Below are 20904 nucleotides of genomic sequence, written 5' to 3'. Positions count from 1 at the left end.
CGTTGACCTGTTAAGTAAACTGGTTACTTAGCCACAGTTAGATAATAAGCTAAATTACTGACCTGCTTTAAGTTTCATGAAGTAATCTTCGTACTTCACTGTCTTATCGCCAACCGCAGCTTGCCATTCAACACGATCAAGGTCTTCTTGCGATGGGAATAGCGCAGGGCTATCTTTGAACTTCTCGTTAGACGCTTTAACGGCCGTTAGGTAGCCTGTGTCACGAGAAATTTGCTCAGCAATTTCAGGGCGAAGTAGGAAATCAATCATCTTATGAGCTGCTTCTACGTTTACCGCACCAGAGCTAATCGCAAAGTTATCAACCCAACCGATACCGCCTTCTTTAGGGAAAACCAGTTTGATTGGTAGACCTTCGTTTTGCGCAGCAGCAGCAGAACCGTTCCACAGCATTCCTAGACCCACTTCACCAGACATGTAAGGCGCGCCTGGGTTGTCTGAGTTAAATACTAGAACGTTTGGCATAAGCTTTTGTAGCTCAGCGTACGCCTCGTCGATCTCTTTTTCGTTAGTCGTGTTACCAGAGTAACCTAACTTACGTAGTGCGATGTGGAACACTTCACGAGTGTCGTCCATCATCATAAGTTGACCTTCTAGCTCTGGCTTCCATAGATCAGCCCAGCTTTGGAAATCTTCTGGGTCGTACATGTCAGTGTTAACAGCAAGACCTGTGATTGCAACTACATGTGGAATAGAGTAGTCGTTGCTTGGGTCGTACGGCTTATCTAGGTAGTTAGTATCTAGATTCTTGAAGTTGTTCAGCTTAGTTTTGTCGATCTTTTGTAGCATACCTTCGTCACGCATCTTAGATACGAAGTAAGTCGACGGCACAACTAGGTCATAGCCTTTGTTGTGTGTTTTTAGCTTTGCGTACAGGGTTTCGTTCGACTCGTAAGTCGAGTAGATAACCTTGATACCAGTTTCATCAGTGAACTGTTCTAGAATCTCACTGTTGATGTAAGGTCCCCAGTTCATGAATACCAATTCTTTGTTATCTTTTGCAAATGATGGTGCAGATAACATTGAAAGCGCACATGCACTACCAGCTAATAGAGTAGCCCATTTTTTCATTGACGTTAGCTCCAAACTAAACGTTGCCCGAAGGCAGTAGATAGAAAAACAGAATGGCAATTTACCATTCTGTTTATGATTAACACTTTTTTGAACTTGAAGTCTCTTAACTTCTTAATCAAGCCTGTCTCTAATATAGAGTAGGAGACTTACTTGATTTTTTCTCTCGCTAATAACTGAGAAATGATCACCAGTATTAACGACACCACTAACATCACTGTTGCTAGGGCGTTTACCTCAGGAGAGATACCCACTTTAACCATTGAGTAAATCTTTAGTGGTAAGATTTCATACGTTGGGCCGGTTACGAAAGAGCTGATGATCACATCGTCCAAAGACAGAGTGAAGCTCAATAACCAACCTGCAGCAACCGCTGGCTTAGCAAGAGGTAGAATGATCTGCTTTAGAATCGTCCATTCACTTGCACCTAAGTCTTTTGCTGCTTCTAGCATCTTCACATCAAAGCCATTCAAGCGACTGTATACCGTTACTACAACAAACGGTAGACAGAAGGTAATGTGAGCAGCAAGTAGGGTAAAGAACCCAAGTTGAACACCCATTACCAAGAATAGCGCAAGAAGCGAAATCGCCATTACGATATCTGGAGACATCATTACGATGAACAGCATGCCATTTACGATGCCTTTACCTTTGAATTGGTAACGGAATAGGGCTACTGCTGTAAGGCTCCCGACAATCGTTGCGGCTGTTGCAGAGAACACCGCTACGTTGATCGAGTGCCACGCAGCCTGCATTAGGCTGTCGTTGTTAATAAGCGCGTCATACCATTTAGTGGTGAAGCCACCCCATTTCATACCAAACTTATTGGCATTAAATGAGTTCGCAATCAATACGATAATAGGTAGGTATAGAAAGGCGTATACCAGCGCCATAAAGCTGAACTTAACTGTGCGACCCATTAGTCTAGCTCCACTTTCTTGTTCAATAGCTTACCTGCTCGGTAGTAGGCATACAGCATCACAGCCATTGCCATGGTCAGTGCGATACTCGTCGCTGCACCAAACGGCCAGTCTCGAGCGTTGAGCACCTGGCTCTTAATCACGTTACCAATCAATAGGTTCTTAGCTCCGCCTAATAGGTCAGAGATGTAGAACATACCTAACGCTGGCAGCAGTACTAACAAACAGCCGCCGATAATGCCCGGCATTGTTAGTGGCAGTACCACTTTCAATAGCGTTTGCAGTTTGTTCGCACCTAAATCTTTAGCCGCTTCTAAGTACGTATCGTCCAGTTTTTCAATCGCTGAATACAGCGGCAGAATCATAAACGGAAGTAGGATGTACACTAAACCGATCATTACTGCGGTTTCTGAGTACATGATACGTAGCGGTTTATCAATGATATCTAGCGCTAACAAGCTTTTGTTCAAGACACCTTGCGTACCCAGTACAATTTTTAATCCGTAGGTACGAATCAAAGAGTTAGTCCAGAATGGCACTATCACTAGGAACAACATGATTGGACGCCACTTCGTAGGCATTTTTGCCACGATGTAAGCGAACGGGTAACCAATAATCAAACAAAGTAGGGTTGCGACAATTGCCATATAGAAAGAGTGCATCAACACTTTAAAATACAGCGGGTCAGCCAAACGCACGTAGTTATCGAGAGTGAAGGTCATCTCGATCAAGTTCGCTTCATCACGAGTAAGGAAGCTAGTACCAATGATCATGATGTTTGGAATCATCACGAACAGCACTAACCAACCTGTGATTAAAGCAACAATTGCGTTTTGTAAATTAAACTTCTTGCTCATCTTCTAATACCACTTCCCAGCTCTCAACCCAAGTTACTGCAACTTTTTGGCCCAGTGAGTGATCAACATCAGGGTCATCTTCGTTGAAGAATTCGCTAACCATGACGCGCATACCAGATTCAAGTTCTACGACTGAATCTAATGTCATGCCTTTATAGGTTCGCTCGACAATGTGGCCAACAATACCGCGTTGCTCAGACTCTTTAATTTCTTCGATACGAAGATCTTCAGGGCGAAGCAATACTTGCAGTTTTTGACCCGGTGTTACGTCTTTATCGTGATAGATAATGGACTCTTCACCTTCGATTGTCGCAACAATGCGTTTTTCATCTTGACGAGATTTCGCTGTCGCTTCGAATACGTTAATTTCACCAATGAAACGCGCTACAAATAGGTTCTTAGGCTCTTCGTAGATCTCTCTTGGTGTTCCGTCTTGTTCAATCACGCCATCACGCATAACAATAATACGGTCAGACATAGACAGCGCTTCTTCTTGGTCATGCGTTACAAAAATGAACGTGATACCAAGTTGGCGTTGTAATTGTTTCAGCTCGATTTGCATCTGTTTACGTAGTTTGTAATCCAGAGCAGATAGAGATTCATCCAACAAAAGAACTTTAGGCTTATTAACGACGGCACGAGCGATTGCGATACGTTGCTGTTGACCACCAGAAAGCTGGTGTGGTTTTCTTTGTGCCATCTGTTCTAGGCGCACCATTTTTAAAGCTTCCAATACACGAGGTTCAATCTCGCTGTTTGGAACTTTCTGCATGCGTAAGCCAAATGCCACATTTTCGAAAACGGTCATATGTGGGAATAGGGCATAGCTTTGGAATACAGTGTTAACATGCCTTTGTTCAGCAGGGACGTGGGTTACGTTCTGTTCAGCTAGCAGTATTTGACCACTATCTGCCGTTTCAAAACCCGCAATCATTCTTAGTACCGTTGTTTTACCACAACCTGACGGGCCTAAAATCGTGAGAAACTCACCATGATTTACGTTTAGATCAAGATTGCCGATGACTTCCTTACCATCGAAGCTTTTACTAATACCAGTTAGCTGTACTACTGGTTTTCCTACTGATTTTTTAGCGTTCAACGTCTGTTTTTCTCCACCTTGGTTCTGTTTGAGAACCTGTTGCTATACACCTTTGAGGCGCGCATCATAATCACCAAAAACGTGAAATCAAAGCATTTTTTACCATTCGAAGATAAAAAATTTCGCAGGTAAAAGTAAACATCCTTTACCATACTGTTATTTACTGGGTTTACGCCCCAACAAGTGTCTAATTATTAACCATTAAGACGCAAAAGCAAGCCTTGTTACAGATTCATATTTTAGTTTGTATCCGACATATGAGTATAATGAAGGTAATTTTTTATCAATAAGTTAGGTGGCTCAGTTTAATTGGCGCACCTAGGTATCACTATGAACAACGACATCGAAAAAGATTTTAATTTGGGCGGTAGTATCGACCGTGCACTTTCTGGCGATTATGAGCTCAAAGCAACGGCTGTATTCCAAGAGGCATGGAAACATACGGTAAGTCACTTTCTTTCGTTTTCCCCTGCGATTGTTGCTCTGATGTTTGTGCAGCTCGCTATCTTTTATATCGCACTAAAACTACAGCTTGGTGATCCCGCGGTTATCTTAGATGCAGTTATCGACCCAGAGTCGTTTACGCCACAAATCGTTGAATCGATTTTTATCGCGAACTTTAGCTATGAAGTGATCAGTGCGCCTATCTATGCGGGTATCTGTTTAATGGCAATGAGTCACGCCGCTGGCCTACAAACCAAAGTACGCCACATCGGTAAAGGTTTGCAGTTTACGGTTCCGGTTATTCTAGTGACTTTGTTTAGCCTAATGCTGCAAGGCATCGCAGGTATGATTCTGCCGTTCTTGTCTATCTACTTCTCACTGGCGTTCAGCCATTCGATTCTGCTGATTTGTGATAAGAAAGTGCCGCCAATGCAATCGCTGCTGCTTTCTCTGCGTGCTGTCAACAAAAAAATCTTCACCGTTGCTTCTATCTACCTATTAGTAATGCTGATGTTCATCGTCGCGGCAATGATGTACGGCATTGGCCTTATCTTCGTTTTACCTTTCTTCTTCCACGTGAAAGGGATTCTTTACCGCGAGATGTTTGGCATTAAACTCAAACTGATCGCGTCAGACAGACCAAAGAGCGACGACGACCACAACGGTAGCAACAATAAAGACCCACAGGTATTCGATGCATAACAACTCTAAATTAAGCGCAAGTAAATCACTTGCGCTAAAAGTGACAGCATTAGCCTTAGTTGGCTCGATCTCGTTAGTTGGCCCAATGCTTTACCAACAAGAAGAAGAGCGCAGGCGAGCGGGGCAAAAGGCTTCAGACTCAGAGCAAAACTTTGGTGACTTGACCGTCTCTTCTGATAAGCCAGATTTCGCAGCGATTGAAGATGTAAATAAAAAGAAAGACACCTTCTTTTCTTATCTTCGCCCAAGTATCAACATCGAAAACAAGCGAATCACCAAAGAACGTGCGTTTCTAACCAAGCTTTCAGAGACGGGGTTGAACAATGTTGACTCTGAAGACGCGTCATACGCAAAGAGACTAGGGAAGCTGTATAGCCTGCCTGTACCTTCATCGGGCTTAGATGACGCTTGGCTGAAAGAAATGTTGAATCGTGTAAACGTGCTACCTGAAGCGCTTGTGTTAACTCAGGCGGCCAATGAATCAGCTTGGGGTACATCTCGTTTCGCCACTAAAGCAAATAACTATTTTGGACACTGGTGTTACACCAAAGGTTGTGGCCTTGTTCCGCTACAACGTAACGAAGGTAGCTCGCATGAAGTCGCAACATTCTCTTCAAGCCAAGAATCCGTACATCGGTATTTCATGAACCTTAATCGTAATCGTGCTTACGCCGATCTAAGAGTGATTCGTGCAAAACTTGATGCGCAAGGTGATGATCTTTTAACAACCGCAACGGCGACAGAGCTCACCAATGGCTTGTTAAAATATTCTGAGCGAGGTTCCGACTATGTGACTGATTTACAAGCTATGATCCGTCACAACGAGGTATACTGGAAAAAGTAACTCATTTTGATACCAACTTGGTTGCCTTCGATAGTCGGCTTATACCAGTAATATCACAAAAAGAGCAGCTCATTGGCTGCTCTTTCTATTTATAAACGCTCAACTTCGACAAGATTATAATAATGAAAAAGACAGCACTCGCTTTATTAGCCTCATTAAGCCTTGGGGTTTCTCTTCCTGCTTCAGCGCAAGAATACATGTTCACGTATTCTAAGCTTTATACTCAGCTGAAAAACAACACCAAAGAAGGGCATGATGATGTCAAAGTTGCGGTCTTCTTTGTTGATCAACAAGCTCAGCAAACCTGTCACATCAGCAAAGCTTGGATGGAAAAAGAAGAGCACTACGAAGAGCTAAAAGTCTCTCCGGCCAATGAACTGCTTCTACCGGTAGATCAAAACCTACGCTCAGCAAACCCTCTTATCTTTGTACAAACTCAAGAACAGGAATGTGCGTATTCTTTTGTGGTGATGACTCAAGAGCCTTTAGCTGGCACAGTAGAAGTTGCACAGATAGAAAACCTATTGCCACAGATGCAGGCGATGCTTGAAGACGTCAGCGGTATGTTCTCTGGTTGGTTCACGCCAGATATCCAAGGGTTAACGCTAGAGTTCGCTAATAAGCTGGAAGGCAACATCGAGCTTTCAAATGGCAAGCAACTACCAATCAAAGAAGGACGTGCGAAATTCACCTTAGAAGAACTGAATGGAAGTGACAGCATCACGTTGCCAGAACCAACAGTTCGCGTATTGCCGTACATTCCCGCGCAATAATTTTTAACAGAATCATTGTTAGTGAAGTAAAAGCTTAGCGAAATCATCCCCCTAAGTTTTTGCGACATATCTTAAAGCAGCCTCATCGAATAAGATCAGGCTGCTTTTCTTTATCTATGATACCAACCGAGAGCTTGTGAAGCCGCGTTTCTCTGCCGTTTAGGCGCTTATCGAACAATAAAAGCAGAATCTTTCTATTACTCAGCTTGTTTATCCGGCCGTTACTATTTCAACATCAAATAAAAATCCGTATAATCCACGCCCTAAAACAGTCCCACTAGCAATCTACAGTCGGTAATACGACGGTGTGAGAGTCGCAATGAACCAAAACGATAATAGAAAAGAAACACTTGAATTCAACAAACTTCAGAAACGTCTGAGAAGAAATGTTGGAAATGCCATCATCGACTACAACATGATCGAAGAGAATGACGTAGTAATGGCATGTATTAGTGGCGGTAAAGATTCATTTGCGATGTTAGATATTTTGCTACGTTTACGTGAAGCAGCACCGATCAAATTTGATGTTGTGGCAGTAAACCTAGATCAAAAACAACCTGGGTTTCCTGAACACATTCTTCCTGAGTACTTTGAAACGCTGAACATTCCTTACTACATCGTAGATAAAGACACGTATTCAGTGGTTAAAGAGAAAGTGCCAGAAGGTAAAACAACGTGTGGCCTATGTTCTCGTCTTCGTCGTGGTACTTTGTACTCATTCGCAGAGAAGATTGGTGCAACTAAGATCGCTCTGGGTCACCACCTAGACGACATCGTTGAGACCATGTTCCTAAACATGTTCCACGGTGCGCGCTTAAAGGCTATGCCACCAAAGCTTCGTTCAGATGATGGTCGTAACGTTGTTATTCGTCCACTGACTTACTGTCGTGAAACGGACCTAATCAAATACGCAGAACATAAAGAGTTCCCAATCATTCCTTGTAACCTATGTGGCTCTCAAGAGAATCTACAGCGTCAGAACATTAAAGCGATGCTAATTGATTGGGATAAGAAAACGCCAGGTCGTGTTGAGAAGATCTTCAAGTCAATCCAGAACGTAAGTCCAAGCCAACTGGCTGACCGCGAGCTGTTTGACTTCGTGAACCTTCCACTAGACCGTAGTGAAGACCGCAAAGCGTACGAATTCGAAGAAGCTGAAATTTCATCTTCTAACATCGATGAGTCAATGTTCATCGACGTAACGAACGTATAATAAGAATAATCGTTGTAGAGCAATAGATGCGCCTACAACAGACAAACAAAAACGCCTCAAGCAATGCTTGAGGCGTTTTTTTATAAGTTAAACTATCCCTGACCTAACCTTTCGAAAGGTTAGGGTCTAGTGGGCTGACGTAACCAGACGGTTTAAGAGCCAACACATCACAGTTAATCTTATCGATAACATGTTCCGCGGTATTACCAATAAACACGGCAGACAAGCCAGTACGACCCGTTGTACCCAGAATCACCATCGCAGCGTTATTTTCAGAAGCGACGCGAGGAATAACATCTTCTGGCAAGCCTTGTTCAACCACAGTTTGTTCTTCACACATACCGTGCTTCTGGCGCAATGCTTTCATTGCCGTTAAGTGATGGCCACGAACCGCATCGGTATAAGACGTTGGGTCAAACTCTGGCAGTTCAATGGTGATATTCGCAGGTGTCACTGGGTAGGCATTCACCAAGAAAGGTTCAGCATCCAAACGACCGGTGATCTCTAGTAATCTGTCGACCATCGTATCGTTAAGCTCTAAATGAGCTTCTGTTTCAGAACCAACATGAACTGAAGCAAAAATCTTCGCGTGATCTGGCCAGAAATCGTTTTTAACCAATAGCACTGGGCTAGGGCACTTTCTCAATAAGTGCCAATCGGTTGGAGTGAAGATGACAGATTCCAAGGTATCGTGCTTACGCGTGCCTTTGATTAAGATGTCGTGCTCGCCGCTGTAAACCTCAGCAATGATCGCTTCGTACGGGCGGTTATGCCAAACCACTTGTACATTAAATTCAATAGAATCATCTAGGTAAGGTTCTGCGACTTTATTCATCCAAATTTCGCGTTGGTGAATTACGCCTTTGCGCATTGCGTCTCTTTCATCGATAGAGAGCATAGATGTCATTTCATACGAGAAGTCGTATATCGACAAAAAGAAAGTGATGTGGCTTGTTGAGGTGCTTTTCTTAGCAAGTTGGATAGCACGAACTAGAGCAGGTTGCTCATCGTGATTAATGTCTGCGACAACTAAAATTTTGTTATAGATACTCATAACTAAGCCTACTTTTCAGACCGAACATATAAATAATGTAGCGTAGTTATGGAGAGATTAAGAGAAATATAAGAGGTTTTAAGAGAGAAACATGATGTAGCTCATTATTGAACTACATCATTGATATCTAGACTATTCTTTTGAAACGCCAGCAAGTTCCATCAACGCATCGTGATCTTCGATAGTGATATATTTGCCTTTAACGCTCAAGATGTCTGCTTTTTGGAAGCGACCTAGAAGACGGCTGATTGTTTCAACAGTCAAACCAAGGTAGTTACCAATATCGCCACGAGTCATCGTTAGGCGGAACTCACGCGGGCTGAAGCCACGTTGAGAGAAGCGAGTCGAAAGGTTGTAAAGGAATGCAGCAAGACGCTCTTCCGCGTTCTTCTTAGAAAGAAGCAGAATCATTTCTTGGTCACCTTTAATCTCGTTACTCATCAGGCGCATAATTTGCTGACGCAATTTAGGCATTTTTCCTGATAGGTCATCAAGAATCTCATATGGGATTTCACATACCATAGAAGTTTCTAGCGCTTGTGCAAAACTAGGGTGTTGGTCACCAGTAATCGCATCGAAGCCAACAAGATCGCCCGCTAGGTGGAATGCAGTAATCTGCTCATCACCTTGCTCGGTAATCGTGTAGCTCTTGATCGTTCCAGAGCGAATAGCATATAGAGATTTAAGCTCGTCACCGGCTTTAAATAACTCTTGGCCTTTTTGAATAGGCTTTTTTCTCTCAATGATCTGATCAAGTTGATCGAGTTCAGATTCATTCAAAGTAAACGGAATACAGAGCTGGCTAATACTACAATCCTGGCAATGGATCGCACAGCCACCAGACTGAACACGTTTCGTCACAGGCTTTTCAGAAATCATAACAATCTTTCACTATTTGATATACGTCAATATTTTAGCATTCCTTTATCCAGTTGGGTAGTAAAAAAACCGGATTTAAAGATTACCTATACGGTATAAATAATGAGCTGCAATGCCATATATCCGGTATAGAAACCGTAAAGGAGGATTAAAATTGCGCCTAATTGGCGAAATAAGTCAGCTTGTTGCAGTTTTTTGAGGAAATTAGCGCCCATGCCTACTGTGAGCATTGCTGGAAGCGTACCTAAACCGAAAGCAAGCATGATACCGGCACCGTTGTACCAACTTCCTGATACGGCCGCCCACGTAAGCATTGAGTAAACTAAGCCACATGGTAGCCAACCCCAAATAAAGCCAAACGGCAAAGCATGGCTAGGGTGCTTCAAGGGTAGAAATGATTTACCTAAAGGAGAGATATAGCGCCATAGTTTCTGCCCGACTTTTTCAAAGAACAACAAGCCGAACCACCATTTACCGATATACAAACCTAAGACGATCATAAAGCCAGCTGCAAATAATCGCAGCCAACCTAGCAGAGCGTTAAAATCGCTTAGCTGACCTATCGAAGAGATTGCACCGCCAATCACACCACCAATCACGGCATAACTTAGCAAGCGCCCTAGGTTATAAAGTAGGGGAATAACAGGGGAAGGTTTACTGTTGCCAATCGAAAGAAGCGACGCAATACCACCACACATTCCCATGCAGTGACCTGCGCCGATCAATCCAACAACAAAGGCTCCGATCCAATCAGGCGTCATCGTTCTTTTTGTCTACGTTAGTTTGGCTCTCGCCGTTAGCTTTCTCATTCTTGACAGGTTTGCTATCAGAATGGTTGTGAGCCTTTTCGTCTTCATCAAACAGAATGTTGTGACCTTGACGTTCTAGGTCTTCAAACTGTTCGCTCTTCACCGCCCATAGAAAAATACCAACAGCGATGCACACCAGAACAATCGCAATGGGGATCAGAATGTATAAACTTTCCATTATTTACCTTGCTCTTTTAAAAGCCTTAACGAGTTAGACACAACAATAATAGAGCTGGCAGACATGCCCACAACGGCAATGTATGGAGCAACCAAACCCGCAACGGCCAATGGAAGGATGAGTAGGTTGTATCCCAATGACCATGCTAGGTTTTCACGAATTATCTTACGCGTTTTTAACGCCAAAGTACGCGACTTAAGTAATCTATCAAGCTTATCACCCAACAACACCATATCCGCAGAAGCTTTCGCCACGTCTGTACCGCCGCCCATAGCGACAGAAAGGTGGGCACCTGCAAGAATAGGGGCATCGTTAATGCCATCGCCAACCATCATGGTAATGTCACTTGCATCTCGAGAGTTCAGGTAAGCAAGTTTATCTTCAGGTTTCGCGTTAGCAACAATATCAGTAATACCAATCTCTTCAGCAACAGGCTTCGCGTTAATCAAAGAATCGCCAGTAAGCAGAGTTGTTTTGATGCCCGCTTCTTTAAATTGCTTAATAAACTCGATGCTTTCTTTACGGATTGGATCTTCATAAGTAAATGTAGCGATATGACGACCCGCCATCGACAAGTAAATGCCGTTGCTTTCCGATGGTTGAGCTTCACCTAGAATGAATTCACTACTACCAATCGCAACTTCTTGGCCATTCCACTCACCAGTGATACCTGAACCAATCACGTTATTAACTGACTCTACTTCGATCTCATCAGAAAGATGAGTCTTGAACGCTTTAGCGATAGGGTGGTTAGCGTGTTGTTCCAGGCTCGCCGCTACTTTGAGACAAGTGTCTTTATCAAGTTCAGCGAAGGTTTCAACTTGGCTGATACGAATATCACCCTCAGTCAATGTACCTGTTTTATCGATGATCAAGTGATTCACTTTGCACAAGGTTTCGAATACGTGGCCTTTGCGCAGCAAAATACCGAAGTTACCCATGCGAGACGTTGAACAAGTAATCGCCGTCGGTGTTGCCAGTGACAGAGCACAAGGACACGTTGCTACCAATACCGAAAGCATGATCCAGAAAGCGTCTTCTGGTCGTGTTTGGTGCCAGTAAAACCAAGTACCGAATGAGATGATTAAGATCACCGCAACAAAGTATCGAGCCACAACATCAGCAATTTCTGCAATGCGGGGTTTAGACAATTGCGCTTCGTCTTGCAGGCGAACGATATTGGAAATAACCGAATCCGCTTTTGACGTCATTACTTCCAATTCAAATGATTCATCACCATTCAATGTACCAGCAAAGACGGTATCGCCTTCGTTTTTGACCACATGGATAGATTCGCCAGTCAGCATCGATTCATCGATATGAACTCTGCCAGACAATACTTTGCCATCGGCAGGAATGTGCTCACCCGGTAGAACGCGAATTTGGTCGCCAACTTTTAAGGTTTTGACTGGAACTTGTTCGCCATCTAACGTTGTTGCCATAGCAGGAACGAGCTTAAGCAGGTTACCACTAGCAGCGGCGGCTTTACGACGAGCGCGCATTTCAAGGAAACGACCAAGCAGTAGGAAGAAGGTAAACATCGAGATAGATTCGAAGAATACTTCACCTTTCTCTGTCACCGTTGCGACCAAACTTGCAACGTAGGCAAACAAAAGAGCGATCGACACAGGTACATCCATACCCAATGTTCGACCTTTGAGGCTACGCCACGCGTTGATATAGAAAGGCAATGCAGAGTAGAGCAGAACCGGTGTTGCAAAGATTAAGCTCACCCAACGGAAGTAGCTTTTGAATTCGGGCTCAAGGTTACCGAAGACTTCAAGATACAACGCCACAGCCAGCATCATGACCTGCATGGTTGCTAAACCAGCAATACCAAGACGATAGAGATAATTCTTCATCGATCGATGATAGGCGGCTTCTTGTTGATCAGCCTCAAAAGGTGCGGCTTTGTAGCCTAAGGTATGGATTGCAGACAACAGCTCGCTCAGTTTCGTCTGAGTGTTGTCCCAACTGAGCAGGGCGCGGTTAGTCGTGGTATTAACACGAATACTAACAACCCCTAACTTTGAAGAGACTTGCTTTTCAATAAGCCAAGCACAAGCAGCACAAGAGACACCTTCTAGTGACAATGTCACTTCAGAGGTATTTTCAGAGTTACGGACGAACTCCAATTGAACATCTTCGTTGTCGTAATGACTGAGTGCCAGAAGCTGCTCTGGCACGAGATCCGCTTTTTCAGCTGGAGCGGTACGATATTGGTAGTAAGAGACCAGACCGCTATCAACGATTGTCTGGGCTACGGTTTCGCAACCCGGACAACACATAGGTCGCACCGATCCTAAGATTTCTACTTTAAAATCCGTTTCCGCTGGTACATCTTCACCGCAGTGATAACAGGATTCACACATAAGATTTAGTTCGTTAGTTGAGTAGGAGTATCAATAGGGAAGTTCATGCGACCTTGCACTAACCATTCAGAATCATGCGGAGAAAGCTCGATAAACCATGGACCTTGCATTTCATGATCCAGAGTCAACGTGTAGTTGCCTCTCGCATCAGCGGTCAGTAGCTGAGTAAAATCACGGTCAGGCAACGTTCGGTGCACGAACATTGCGCTAATAGCAGGGAAGTGGTCTAGTTTGCCTTTGTCGAGAGTAATGATAACTGAGTTACCTTTCTCGCTAACTGAAGCTGATAAGCCAAGCTCTTTAGCAACATTTACTTTCGAAATGTCGACATTAATACCTTTACCTTTTTTATAGTAATCTTCAGTGACAACGTTAACTGAATGGTTGGTAAGTATCGCGACTCGAACCAATGTTAGCATAGAAACGCCAACGGTTAGGAAGATCAAAAACCACGGCCAAAACTGCTTATACCAAGGTTGTTCCATATTATTATTCTCAATATATACAATGAAATAAAACTAATTTTTACAAACACTTAAGGTTATAACTGTAAAAGAAAGACAGCCCCTTAAGAAGGGGCTGTTATTATTATGTTACTCTTTATCTGAGTTGCTGAGGCTCCAGACGTAGGCAGAGACGAGCTGAACCTTATCCTCACCGAGGATGTCCTTCCAAGCCGGCATTACACCAGAACGTCCGTACATGACTGTTTCCGTCACATCAGCGCGAGAATCGCCGAATAGCCAGTCGCGGTCAGTCAGGTCAGGGGCGCCAACAGCAGGGTTACCCTTACCATCAGTACCGTGACACGCTGCACACACTACAAAGCGAGCTTTACCAGCCTCTGCTTCACGTGCGTTTACGCTACGACCAGAAAGGCTAAGCGTGTAGCTAACTACTTCTTTTACGCCTTCTTCGCCAAGAGCGTCTTTCCAACCTGGCATTTGACCGACACGACCATGCATGATGGTAGTAACGATAGCTTGTGGTTCACCACCATATAACCATGCGTCATCAGTTAGGTTCGGGAAACCTTTCTGACCACGTGCATCAGAGCCGTGACACTGAGAACAGTTTTGTAGGAACAAACGTTGGCCCACTTTGATTGCATCAGCATCTGATGCAATGTCAGGGACGGAACGTAGACCATTTTCGTCGTGAGCTAGCTTTCTGAATGCTTCACCAAAGTAGGTGTCTGCATCATCAAGCTCTTTCGCGTATGCGTCTAACTGTTTGTTTGCTTGCGCAGCAGCGATTGCAGAGCGAGACTCTTCTACGCTACGAACTGTTTGGTTTGAACTCGTCCAACCTAGTAGACCTTTAAAGTTGCCAAGGCCTGGGTATAGAGCTAGATAAACAGCTGCAAACACAATTGTGCTAACGAAAAGGTATGTCCACCATTTAGGTAGCGGGTTATTAAGCTCACGAATACCATCGTATTCATGGCCCATATCCTGACCTTCTTCTACACCTGTTTTATCGTTGGAACACCAACGAAGTAAGGCTGCACAGCCAATCAATGTACCGATTGTGATTACTGTTACCCAAATACTCCAGAATGTACTCATTACTTCGTCACTCCTTGATTTTTATCTTTCGCAGGTGCTTCATCAGCGAACACTAGGTTTGCATCTTCGTTGAAGCGCGACTTACGATTTTTACCGAAAGCCCACCAAACGATGCCGATGAAACAAGCAAAAACAGTAACAGTCCAAACACTTTGAAATGTAATAATGTCCATAATTATTCCTTATTTCATTGCGTGGCCAAGCGATTGAAGGTAAGCGATGATTGCATCCATCTCTGTTTTTCCTTCAACATCTTGTTTAGCGTTAGCAATTTGTTCGTCTGTGTAAGGAACACCAAATTGATTACGGAAGATTTCAAGCTTCTGTTTAGTCAATTTGCCATCAAGTACATTCTCAGCAAGCCATGGGAAACCAGGCATGTTTGATTCAGGAACAAGTTCGCGAGGGTCGATAAGGTGAACGCGGTGCCACTCATCAGAGTAACGATCACCAACACGCGCTAAATCAGGACCAGTACGCTTAGAACCCCATAGGAATGGGTGTTCCCAAACGCTTTCGCCAGCTACAGAGTAGTGACCGTAACGTTCAGTTTCAGAGCGGAAAGGACGAATCATTTGGCTGTGACATACGTTACAACCTTCGCGAATGTAGATATCACGACCTTCCATTTCCAGAGCAGAGTAAACACGTAGATTTTCTACAGGTTCAGTAGTCTGCTTTTGGAAAATAAGTGGGGTAATTTCTACTAAAGCACCAAAACTGATAGCAATAACGATAAGAATCGCTAGTAGGCCAACATTCTTCTCTACCAACTCATGGCGATTATTTGAATTTGAGCTCATTCTAAATCTCCTTAAGCCGGTTGAGGGATAGCTTTAAGGCTATCTTTAGGTGCAGAAACAGTTTTGTACGTGTTGTATGCCATTAAGAACATACCAGATAGGAAGATGAAACCACCTAAGAAACGTACAAAGTAGAACGGGTAAGACGCTTCTACAGATTCAACGAAGCTGTAAGTTAATGTACCGTCAGAGTTAACTGCACGCCACATCAGACCTTGCATCACGCCAGAGATCCACATTGCTACAATGTAGAAAACCGTACCAATCGTTGCTAACCAGAAGTGAACATTGATTAGGGATACAGAGTACATACGCTCTTGACCAAATAGTTTAGGAACTAAGTGGTAAACCGAACCGATAGAAACCATTGCAACCCAACCTAACGCACCAGAGTGAACGTGACCGATAGTCCAGTCCGTGTAGTGAGATAGTGCGTTAACCGTTTTGATTGCCATCATTGGGCCTTCGAAAGTCGACATGCCGTAGAATGATAGAGAAACGATTAGGAAACGTAGGATTGGGTCGTAGCGAAGCTTATGCCACGCACCAGATAGAGTCATAATACCGTTGATCATGCCACCCCAAGATGGAGCAAACAGAACCAAAGACATAACCATACCTAGAGATTGAGTCCAGTCAGGAAGTGCAGTGTAGTGTAGGTGGTGAGGACCAGCCCAGATATACAGAGACACGAGAGCCCAGAAGTGAACAATCGACAAACGGTAAGAGTAAACAGGGCGACCAGCTTGTTTAGGAACGAAGTAGTACATCATGCCTAGGAAACCAGCTGTCAATAGGAAGCCTACCGCATTGTGTCCGTACCACCATTGCACCATTGCATCGATCGCTCCGGAATAAATCGAGTACGATTTAAACGCAGAGACAGGAACAGCTAGGCTGTTAACAATGTGCAACACGGCAACCGTGATAATGAAGGCTCCGAAGAACCAGTTTGCTACGTAAATGTGCGATGTCTTACGTTTAATCATGGTTCCGAAGAACACGACCGCATAAGCTACCCACACAAGAGTAATAGCAATATCGATTGGCCATTCAAGTTCTGCGTATTCTTTACCAGAGGTTAAACCTAACGGTAAAGTAATTGCAGCGGACAGGATAATCGCTTGCCAACCCCAAAAGGTAAAGGCTACGAGAGGGCCACCAAAGAGACGCGTCTGACAGGTACGTTGTACAACATAATATGATGTTGCAAACAGCGCACTTGTACCGAACGCAAAAATAACCGCATTAGTATGCAGGGGACGTAAACGACTGTACGTCAACCACGGCGTATCAAAGTTTAGCTGTGGCCAAACTAATTGAGCGGCAATCAAAACACCAACGCCCATACCGACAATACCCCACAAAATTGTAACTAGGGTAAATTGACGGACGACCGTATAGTTGTAGTTTTGTTCAAGCTGCTTTTCTTGGCTCATTTGCATGCTTCCAATTTCTTATTTACTACACTTTACTTCCAACACGACTCACGTCGTAATGCCACCCAAATTAGAAAAGGAAATTCAGCCTATTCAGGGCTTTATTTCCACTTGCTGATTTTAAAAAAAAGTGGCATTTTCAACGCGACACTATACTTGAATTAACAAATCAATGACAGAGTAGTAACCTTAAGCTTGGTCTGGAATTGGATTTTTATTTAAAAACTTTGAACTTTGTAACAAGGAGTAAAGATTATAATGGCGGCACAAAAGCTAACAAAAGGCAGGCTTGTTCAAATTATCGTCATGTTGGTTATTTTAATAGCTGTATTTACTTGGAGAACAGTAACATACGATAATAACGAAACAGTAAACTGTATAGTTTCAAAACCTTGTAAATTTGGTATTGATAATCATAATGTTTCAGTTTCAAGCAATAACCTAGGGTATTCGATCGAAACATCTAAAACTGGCAAATTTATCATTAGCTATAATGAAAGCGGAATTCTGGAAGAAAAAGGACCATCAAATTGGCTGTTACAAACTAGTGATAAGACCTCCTCAATAACGGTTACATTTCCACAACAGGTGAGCACGTTTTCTGTAAACCTTTCTAAGGAGTAACAGAGAGAAACTGGGGCACACCTCGGTTCTTTTGATAGAAACATGTACCAAATCAGTGAAACACAATGCATTAAAGTGTTATAAAGAGAGCATTAATAAAGTTACCCAGAATCTATGAAATTTCTATCAAAAGTCTCTTACTCCCTAGACGATAAAATCGCAGTAGATGAGTTGCTCAGCGGGGTGGAAAACCCTGACGATATTGCTTGTCTTATTTGCTACTGCACAGAAGAGTATTCGACACTCGCTGTGCAGAGATATTTCGTAGATGCTCTCCCGAACACTCCCATACATGGCTGTACTACTTGTCACGGCATTATGACCGAAACTGGTTTTCATTCTGGTCCAGTCATTGGCGTCCTCATTATTTATGACTCGGGGATCAACGCCTATGGTACGGGAATCGAACATTTCAGCGACTCCATAGACCGCAGTACCTTCAGCGCGATAGACAAAGCACTCAAGAACGCCAACCGAGAAGGTGAAATTCCTGATCTTATCTTGCTGCATTCCACACCGGGTAACGAAGAAAAGGTGATGGCGGCTATCGATAAGAAATTTGGTACTGAAGTGCCAATTATTGGTGGCAGTGCTGCAGACAACCAGGTTTCCGGAAATTGGAGTATCTTCACCGAAGAGTCGCTGTCTATAAATGGTGTGTCTTTAACGGTAGTGTTTGCGTCTCAGTCCATCTATTCCTCTTTTAGTGCAGGCCATACGCCCACTCGCTATTCTGGGACCGTGACTAAAGTAAGAAACCGAATATTGTTGGAGATTGACCATAGACCAGCCGTCACCGTTTATAACGAATGGACCAATTTCCATCTAGGTGGTAGTGATGATGGCTATATATTCGAAAAGTCGTCCGTGTATCCGCTAGGGCGAAAAGTTGGCTCTTCATACGACTACCCATATTTCAAATTGTCCCACTCAATCAGAGAAACAGAGTGCAATGGAATCGAGCTATTCACAGATATCAGTGAAGGCGACACCATTTATTTGATGCAGGGCTCTAAACAGCAATTGATAAGCCGTGCCGCTAATATTATTCACTCTTCTTACTACAACGACATGGATTTAGAAGAGAAACTAGGGGCGATCAACATCTTCTGTGCAGGTCCAATGTTGAACCTTAAGCAAGATATGGACGAAGTATGCGATCAAATCAATCAAGCACTTAACGGACTCCCATACATATGCCCATTCACCTTTGGTGAACAAGGAAGGTTATCTGGCGGTGAGAGTGCGCACGGAAATTTAATGGTATCGTCTGCAACGTTCTATAGGTTGAAAAAATAATGGGCTCTGAAGGTCAAGAAGCGCTGCAAGAAGCACGTATTGAACTGCAAAAACTAAAAGCCCGTGAGCGAAAACTGGCTGAAGAGAACAGGGTGATCTTATCAACCATCTCTGCGATCAGTAAGGCAAGTAACATATCTGAGATATTTTATAGTCTTGAATTTGTGCTCAAAAAATACATTAAGTTTGATGACTTTATCGTAATATCTAGGGTAGGGAACGAGGGCAATTTCAAAACCCTACTAACCAATAACAAAGTCTTCGAACAAATGAATTGGAGTGATTGTGGCAAGCTATCTCGAGTGATCAATGGAGAATGCGCCATCCTTTTTGAACCCAAGTCTCTGGGTGAATTCAATTCCTTACATCCTATTATCCTCGATCAAATCAACTCTGTTCTAATTACTGGTATCGATAGCGGGCTAACACAATCCGTCATCATCTTTATCCACTCCAATACCAAGCACTTTAGTGTTGAAACCAAAGCAACCCTAAACCGCTTTAGACCACTGATTGAGCGTGCTGTTTTCGATATTGAAAACAAAGAAAAGCTCGAAGCAACGGTTCGAGAACGAACAGCAGAACTCGTCACAGCAAGGAAAGATGCAGAGAGAGCCAACAAGGCCAAGTCTGAATTCTTAGCAATGATGAGTCATGAGTTAAGAACCCCGTTAAATGCCATCATTGGCTTGATAGACGCCCTAAAATCCACACCTCTGAACGACGAACAACAGTCTATACTGCTTAATATGAGCACATCATCTGAGCTTCTACTGGCAATTATCAGTGATGTATTGGACTTTTCTAAGATCGAGTCAGGATGTTTTTCGCTTGCGCCTCAATGGAGCAATGTAAGAGACACTGTAACTTTTGTATTGTCTGAACAAAAGAAGACAGCAGACAATAAAGGTTTGGCGCTAACAATATCCAGCGATATCCCTGAGGGTGAACTTCATTACATCGACCCAAGCCGCTTGGCACAAATACTATTTAATTTGATCGGTAACGCGATTAAGTTCACTGAACGCGGGCATGTTCATGTTTCTATCAAATACCTGCAGAGCTCATTCTATATAACAGTAGAAGACACCGGGATTGGCATTAGCTCACAACAACTTTCGTCGCTATTCAGCCCATTCGTGCAAGCTGATAGCACTATCACACGCAGATTTGGTGGTACCGGTTTAGGCCTGGCGATAACCAAACGACTGGTAGAGTTGATGCGAGGACGCATATCTGTAGAAAGTGAGCCAGGTAAAGGTTCTAAATTCGAAGTACAGTTACCAGTGCTGACCAGAGTCACGAACAATCTAGCTCACTGTGAAGAAGACAAATCTTCAAGAGAACTCAGAAGCCGCTATTCAGTTTTAGTTGTCGAAGACAATCCTACAAATCAAATGGTGATTAAATTGATTCTAACGCGACAAGGCCACGAAGTTTTTATCGCAAGTAACGGTGAAGAAGCAATTGGCTTTGTTGAAAGAGGAAACGACTCGATAGACATTATCTTGATGGATGTGTCGATGCCAGTAATGGATGGCTTGACGACAACTAAATACATGAGAGACGCGAACATCAAAACGCCAATCGTCGCGCTAACAGCACACACATCACTAGAAGATAAATATTCGTGCTTAGATGTAGGTATGAATGATTTCGTTACCAAACCAGTAAGAACCAAAGAAATTACAGAAGCAATTGACAGGCTAATGCTTGAAGTCTAATAAACATATTCTGAATCGAAGATTAGGATATATGTTTATTAGGTATTTTATGGTAAATAGCCTTACTGTTAAATAGAACGCCAATTTGGTAGATAAACAAAAGGCAGGGCATCACACAAAGATACCTGTCTTATAAACGCTAAAACCTATTTAACATAATATACATAATACGCACCAAAAATGAGATTGAAATCTGAGAGGTTTCAGGGCCTGT

The 20904-nt window shown here is 43.3% G+C and carries 21 protein-coding genes; 7 read left to right on the top strand and 14 right to left on the bottom strand.

Annotated elements, in window-relative coordinates:
- Positions 1–54: 54 nt before the first annotated feature.
- The 4 genes from AB4161_RS01260 to potA all read right to left on the bottom strand — a co-directional run bounded on the left by AB4161_RS01260 (position 55) and on the right by potA (position 3965).
- Positions 55–1089 carry an extracellular solute-binding protein gene (locus tag AB4161_RS01260; protein ID WP_017059628.1) on the bottom strand — a complete coding sequence of 345 codons (1035 nt, stop codon included), beginning with the start codon at positions 1087–1089 and terminating at the stop codon, positions 55–57.
- A 149-nt stretch (positions 1090–1238) separates the two neighbouring features.
- Positions 1239–2009, bottom strand: coding sequence for a spermidine/putrescine ABC transporter permease PotC (gene potC / locus AB4161_RS01255; protein WP_004733706.1), 771 nt, complete (start codon positions 2007–2009; stop codon positions 1239–1241).
- A complete protein-coding gene (gene potB, locus AB4161_RS01250; RefSeq protein ID WP_050649907.1) occupies positions 2009–2866 on the bottom strand; it encodes a spermidine/putrescine ABC transporter permease PotB in 858 nt (285 codons plus the stop codon). The genes potC and potB overlap by 1 nt, the downstream gene beginning before the upstream one ends.
- The gene (gene potA / locus AB4161_RS01245; protein WP_102393734.1) at positions 2850–3965 is read right to left on the bottom strand and encodes a spermidine/putrescine ABC transporter ATP-binding protein PotA; all 1116 of its coding nucleotides are present in this window, start codon (positions 3963–3965) and stop codon (positions 2850–2852) included. The genes potB and potA overlap by 17 nt, the downstream gene beginning before the upstream one ends.
- Before the next feature lie 330 nt (positions 3966–4295).
- Between potA and AB4161_RS01240 the strand changes: the two genes are divergently transcribed.
- The 4 genes from AB4161_RS01240 to ttcA all read left to right on the top strand — a co-directional run bounded on the left by AB4161_RS01240 (position 4296) and on the right by ttcA (position 7941).
- The gene (locus AB4161_RS01240) at positions 4296–5111 is read left to right on the top strand and encodes a hypothetical protein (protein ID WP_102393735.1); all 816 of its coding nucleotides are present in this window, start codon (positions 4296–4298) and stop codon (positions 5109–5111) included.
- Positions 5104–5955, top strand: a complete 852-nt coding sequence (locus tag AB4161_RS01235; protein WP_102393736.1) for a glucosaminidase domain-containing protein — start codon at positions 5104–5106, stop codon at positions 5953–5955. Before AB4161_RS01240 ends, AB4161_RS01235 begins: the two co-directional genes overlap by 8 nt.
- Positions 5956–6077: 122 nt before the next feature.
- The gene (locus AB4161_RS01230; RefSeq protein WP_017063862.1) at positions 6078–6728 is read left to right on the top strand and encodes a DUF2987 domain-containing protein; all 651 of its coding nucleotides are present in this window, start codon (positions 6078–6080) and stop codon (positions 6726–6728) included.
- Between the two features lie 319 nt (positions 6729–7047).
- The gene (gene ttcA / locus AB4161_RS01225) at positions 7048–7941 is read left to right on the top strand and encodes a tRNA 2-thiocytidine(32) synthetase TtcA (protein WP_017059635.1); all 894 of its coding nucleotides are present in this window, start codon (positions 7048–7050) and stop codon (positions 7939–7941) included.
- Positions 7942–8044: 103 nt separating this feature from the next.
- On the opposite strand, the gene uspE is transcribed toward ttcA, so the two are convergent.
- The 10 genes from uspE to ccoN all read right to left on the bottom strand — a co-directional run bounded on the left by uspE (position 8045) and on the right by ccoN (position 17049).
- Positions 8045–8995 carry a universal stress protein UspE gene (gene uspE / locus AB4161_RS01220; protein WP_017070547.1) on the bottom strand — a complete coding sequence of 317 codons (951 nt, stop codon included), beginning with the start codon at positions 8993–8995 and terminating at the stop codon, positions 8045–8047.
- Positions 8996–9127: 132 nt separating this feature from the next.
- On the bottom strand, positions 9128–9874 hold the full coding sequence (locus tag AB4161_RS01215) for an FNR family transcription factor (protein WP_017059637.1): 747 nt from the start codon (positions 9872–9874) through the stop codon (positions 9128–9130).
- 86 nt (positions 9875–9960) lie between these two features.
- Positions 9961–10635, bottom strand: coding sequence for a sulfite exporter TauE/SafE family protein (locus AB4161_RS01210; RefSeq protein ID WP_017059638.1), 675 nt, complete (start codon positions 10633–10635; stop codon positions 9961–9963).
- On the bottom strand, positions 10625–10861 hold the full coding sequence (gene ccoS / locus AB4161_RS01205; RefSeq protein ID WP_017070549.1) for a cbb3-type cytochrome oxidase assembly protein CcoS: 237 nt from the start codon (positions 10859–10861) through the stop codon (positions 10625–10627). Before ccoS ends, AB4161_RS01210 begins: the two co-directional genes overlap by 11 nt.
- Complete coding sequence (locus tag AB4161_RS01200) at positions 10861–13233, bottom strand: heavy metal translocating P-type ATPase metal-binding domain-containing protein (RefSeq protein ID WP_029235846.1); 2373 nt, start codon at positions 13231–13233, stop codon at positions 10861–10863. Before AB4161_RS01200 ends, ccoS begins: the two co-directional genes overlap by 1 nt.
- Positions 13234–13238: 5 nt before the next feature.
- Positions 13239–13718 carry a FixH family protein gene (locus AB4161_RS01195; RefSeq protein ID WP_017059641.1) on the bottom strand — a complete coding sequence of 160 codons (480 nt, stop codon included), beginning with the start codon at positions 13716–13718 and terminating at the stop codon, positions 13239–13241.
- A 108-nt stretch (positions 13719–13826) separates the two neighbouring features.
- Positions 13827–14801, bottom strand: coding sequence for a cytochrome-c oxidase, cbb3-type subunit III (gene ccoP, locus AB4161_RS01190; RefSeq protein WP_017063857.1), 975 nt, complete (start codon positions 14799–14801; stop codon positions 13827–13829).
- Positions 14801–14974, bottom strand: a complete 174-nt coding sequence (locus AB4161_RS01185; RefSeq protein WP_372082600.1) for a cbb3-type cytochrome oxidase subunit 3 — start codon at positions 14972–14974, stop codon at positions 14801–14803. Before AB4161_RS01185 ends, ccoP begins: the two co-directional genes overlap by 1 nt.
- Positions 14975–14983: 9 nt before the next feature.
- A complete protein-coding gene (gene ccoO / locus AB4161_RS01180; protein WP_017059643.1) occupies positions 14984–15604 on the bottom strand; it encodes a cytochrome-c oxidase, cbb3-type subunit II in 621 nt (206 codons plus the stop codon).
- Positions 15605–15615: 11 nt separating this feature from the next.
- Complete coding sequence (gene ccoN, locus AB4161_RS01175; protein ID WP_009846707.1) at positions 15616–17049, bottom strand: cytochrome-c oxidase, cbb3-type subunit I; 1434 nt, start codon at positions 17047–17049, stop codon at positions 15616–15618.
- 252 nt (positions 17050–17301) lie between these two features.
- Here ccoN and AB4161_RS01170 point away from each other — a divergent pair, with 252 nt between their 5' ends.
- The 3 genes from AB4161_RS01170 to AB4161_RS01160 all read left to right on the top strand — a co-directional run bounded on the left by AB4161_RS01170 (position 17302) and on the right by AB4161_RS01160 (position 20690).
- Positions 17302–17667 (top strand): hypothetical protein, encoded by a 366-nt coding sequence (locus tag AB4161_RS01170; protein ID WP_372082599.1) that lies wholly within the window; start codon positions 17302–17304, stop codon positions 17665–17667.
- Positions 17668–17781: 114 nt separating this feature from the next.
- Entirely contained in the window at positions 17782–18966 is a 1185-nt protein-coding gene (locus AB4161_RS01165) for an FIST signal transduction protein (RefSeq protein WP_372082597.1), read from the top strand.
- Positions 18966–20690, top strand: a complete 1725-nt coding sequence (locus tag AB4161_RS01160; protein ID WP_372082596.1) for an ATP-binding protein — start codon at positions 18966–18968, stop codon at positions 20688–20690. Before AB4161_RS01165 ends, AB4161_RS01160 begins: the two co-directional genes overlap by 1 nt.
- Positions 20691–20904 lie beyond the last annotated feature (214 nt).

It is taken from the genome of Vibrio sp. 10N.286.51.E5, from assembly GCF_041469125.1.
Classification (GTDB): Bacteria; Pseudomonadota; Gammaproteobacteria; order Enterobacterales; family Vibrionaceae; genus Vibrio; species Vibrio crassostreae_C.
This window is presented reverse-complemented; position numbering and strand designations above follow the sequence as displayed.

Bases quoted from the DNA above. Each gene is read 5' to 3' on its own strand.
- ttcA (WP_017059635.1), top strand. From the start codon at position 7,048: ATGAACCAAAACGATAATAGAAAAGAAACACTTGAATTCAACAAACTT.
- ccoP (WP_017063857.1), bottom strand. From the start codon at position 14,801: ATGAGTACATTCTGGAGTATTTGGGTAACAGTAATCACAATCGGTACA.
- AB4161_RS01230 (WP_017063862.1), top strand. From the start codon at position 6,078: ATGAAAAAGACAGCACTCGCTTTATTAGCCTCATTAAGCCTTGGGGTT.
- potC (WP_004733706.1), bottom strand. From the start codon at position 2,009: ATGGGTCGCACAGTTAAGTTCAGCTTTATGGCGCTGGTATACGCCTTT.
- uspE (WP_017070547.1), bottom strand. From the start codon at position 8,995: ATGAGTATCTATAACAAAATTTTAGTTGTCGCAGACATTAATCACGAT.
- AB4161_RS01215 (WP_017059637.1), bottom strand. From the start codon at position 9,874: ATGATTTCTGAAAAGCCTGTGACGAAACGTGTTCAGTCTGGTGGCTGT.
- AB4161_RS01260 (WP_017059628.1), bottom strand. From the start codon at position 1,089: ATGAAAAAATGGGCTACTCTATTAGCTGGTAGTGCATGTGCGCTTTCA.
- AB4161_RS01185 (WP_372082600.1), bottom strand. From the start codon at position 14,974: ATGGACATTATTACATTTCAAAGTGTTTGGACTGTTACTGTTTTTGCT.
- AB4161_RS01160 (WP_372082596.1), top strand. From the start codon at position 18,966: ATGGGCTCTGAAGGTCAAGAAGCGCTGCAAGAAGCACGTATTGAACTG.
- AB4161_RS01170 (WP_372082599.1), top strand. From the start codon at position 17,302: ATGGCGGCACAAAAGCTAACAAAAGGCAGGCTTGTTCAAATTATCGTC.
- ccoO (WP_017059643.1), bottom strand. From the start codon at position 15,604: ATGAGCTCAAATTCAAATAATCGCCATGAGTTGGTAGAGAAGAATGTT.
- ccoN (WP_009846707.1), bottom strand. From the start codon at position 17,049: ATGCAAATGAGCCAAGAAAAGCAGCTTGAACAAAACTACAACTATACG.
- AB4161_RS01235 (WP_102393736.1), top strand. From the start codon at position 5,104: ATGCATAACAACTCTAAATTAAGCGCAAGTAAATCACTTGCGCTAAAA.
- AB4161_RS01240 (WP_102393735.1), top strand. From the start codon at position 4,296: ATGAACAACGACATCGAAAAAGATTTTAATTTGGGCGGTAGTATCGAC.
- AB4161_RS01195 (WP_017059641.1), bottom strand. From the start codon at position 13,718: ATGGAACAACCTTGGTATAAGCAGTTTTGGCCGTGGTTTTTGATCTTC.
- AB4161_RS01210 (WP_017059638.1), bottom strand. From the start codon at position 10,635: ATGACGCCTGATTGGATCGGAGCCTTTGTTGTTGGATTGATCGGCGCA.
- ccoS (WP_017070549.1), bottom strand. From the start codon at position 10,861: ATGGAAAGTTTATACATTCTGATCCCCATTGCGATTGTTCTGGTGTGC.
- potB (WP_050649907.1), bottom strand. From the start codon at position 2,866: ATGAGCAAGAAGTTTAATTTACAAAACGCAATTGTTGCTTTAATCACA.
- AB4161_RS01200 (WP_029235846.1), bottom strand. From the start codon at position 13,233: ATGTGTGAATCCTGTTATCACTGCGGTGAAGATGTACCAGCGGAAACG.
- AB4161_RS01165 (WP_372082597.1), top strand. From the start codon at position 17,782: ATGAAATTTCTATCAAAAGTCTCTTACTCCCTAGACGATAAAATCGCA.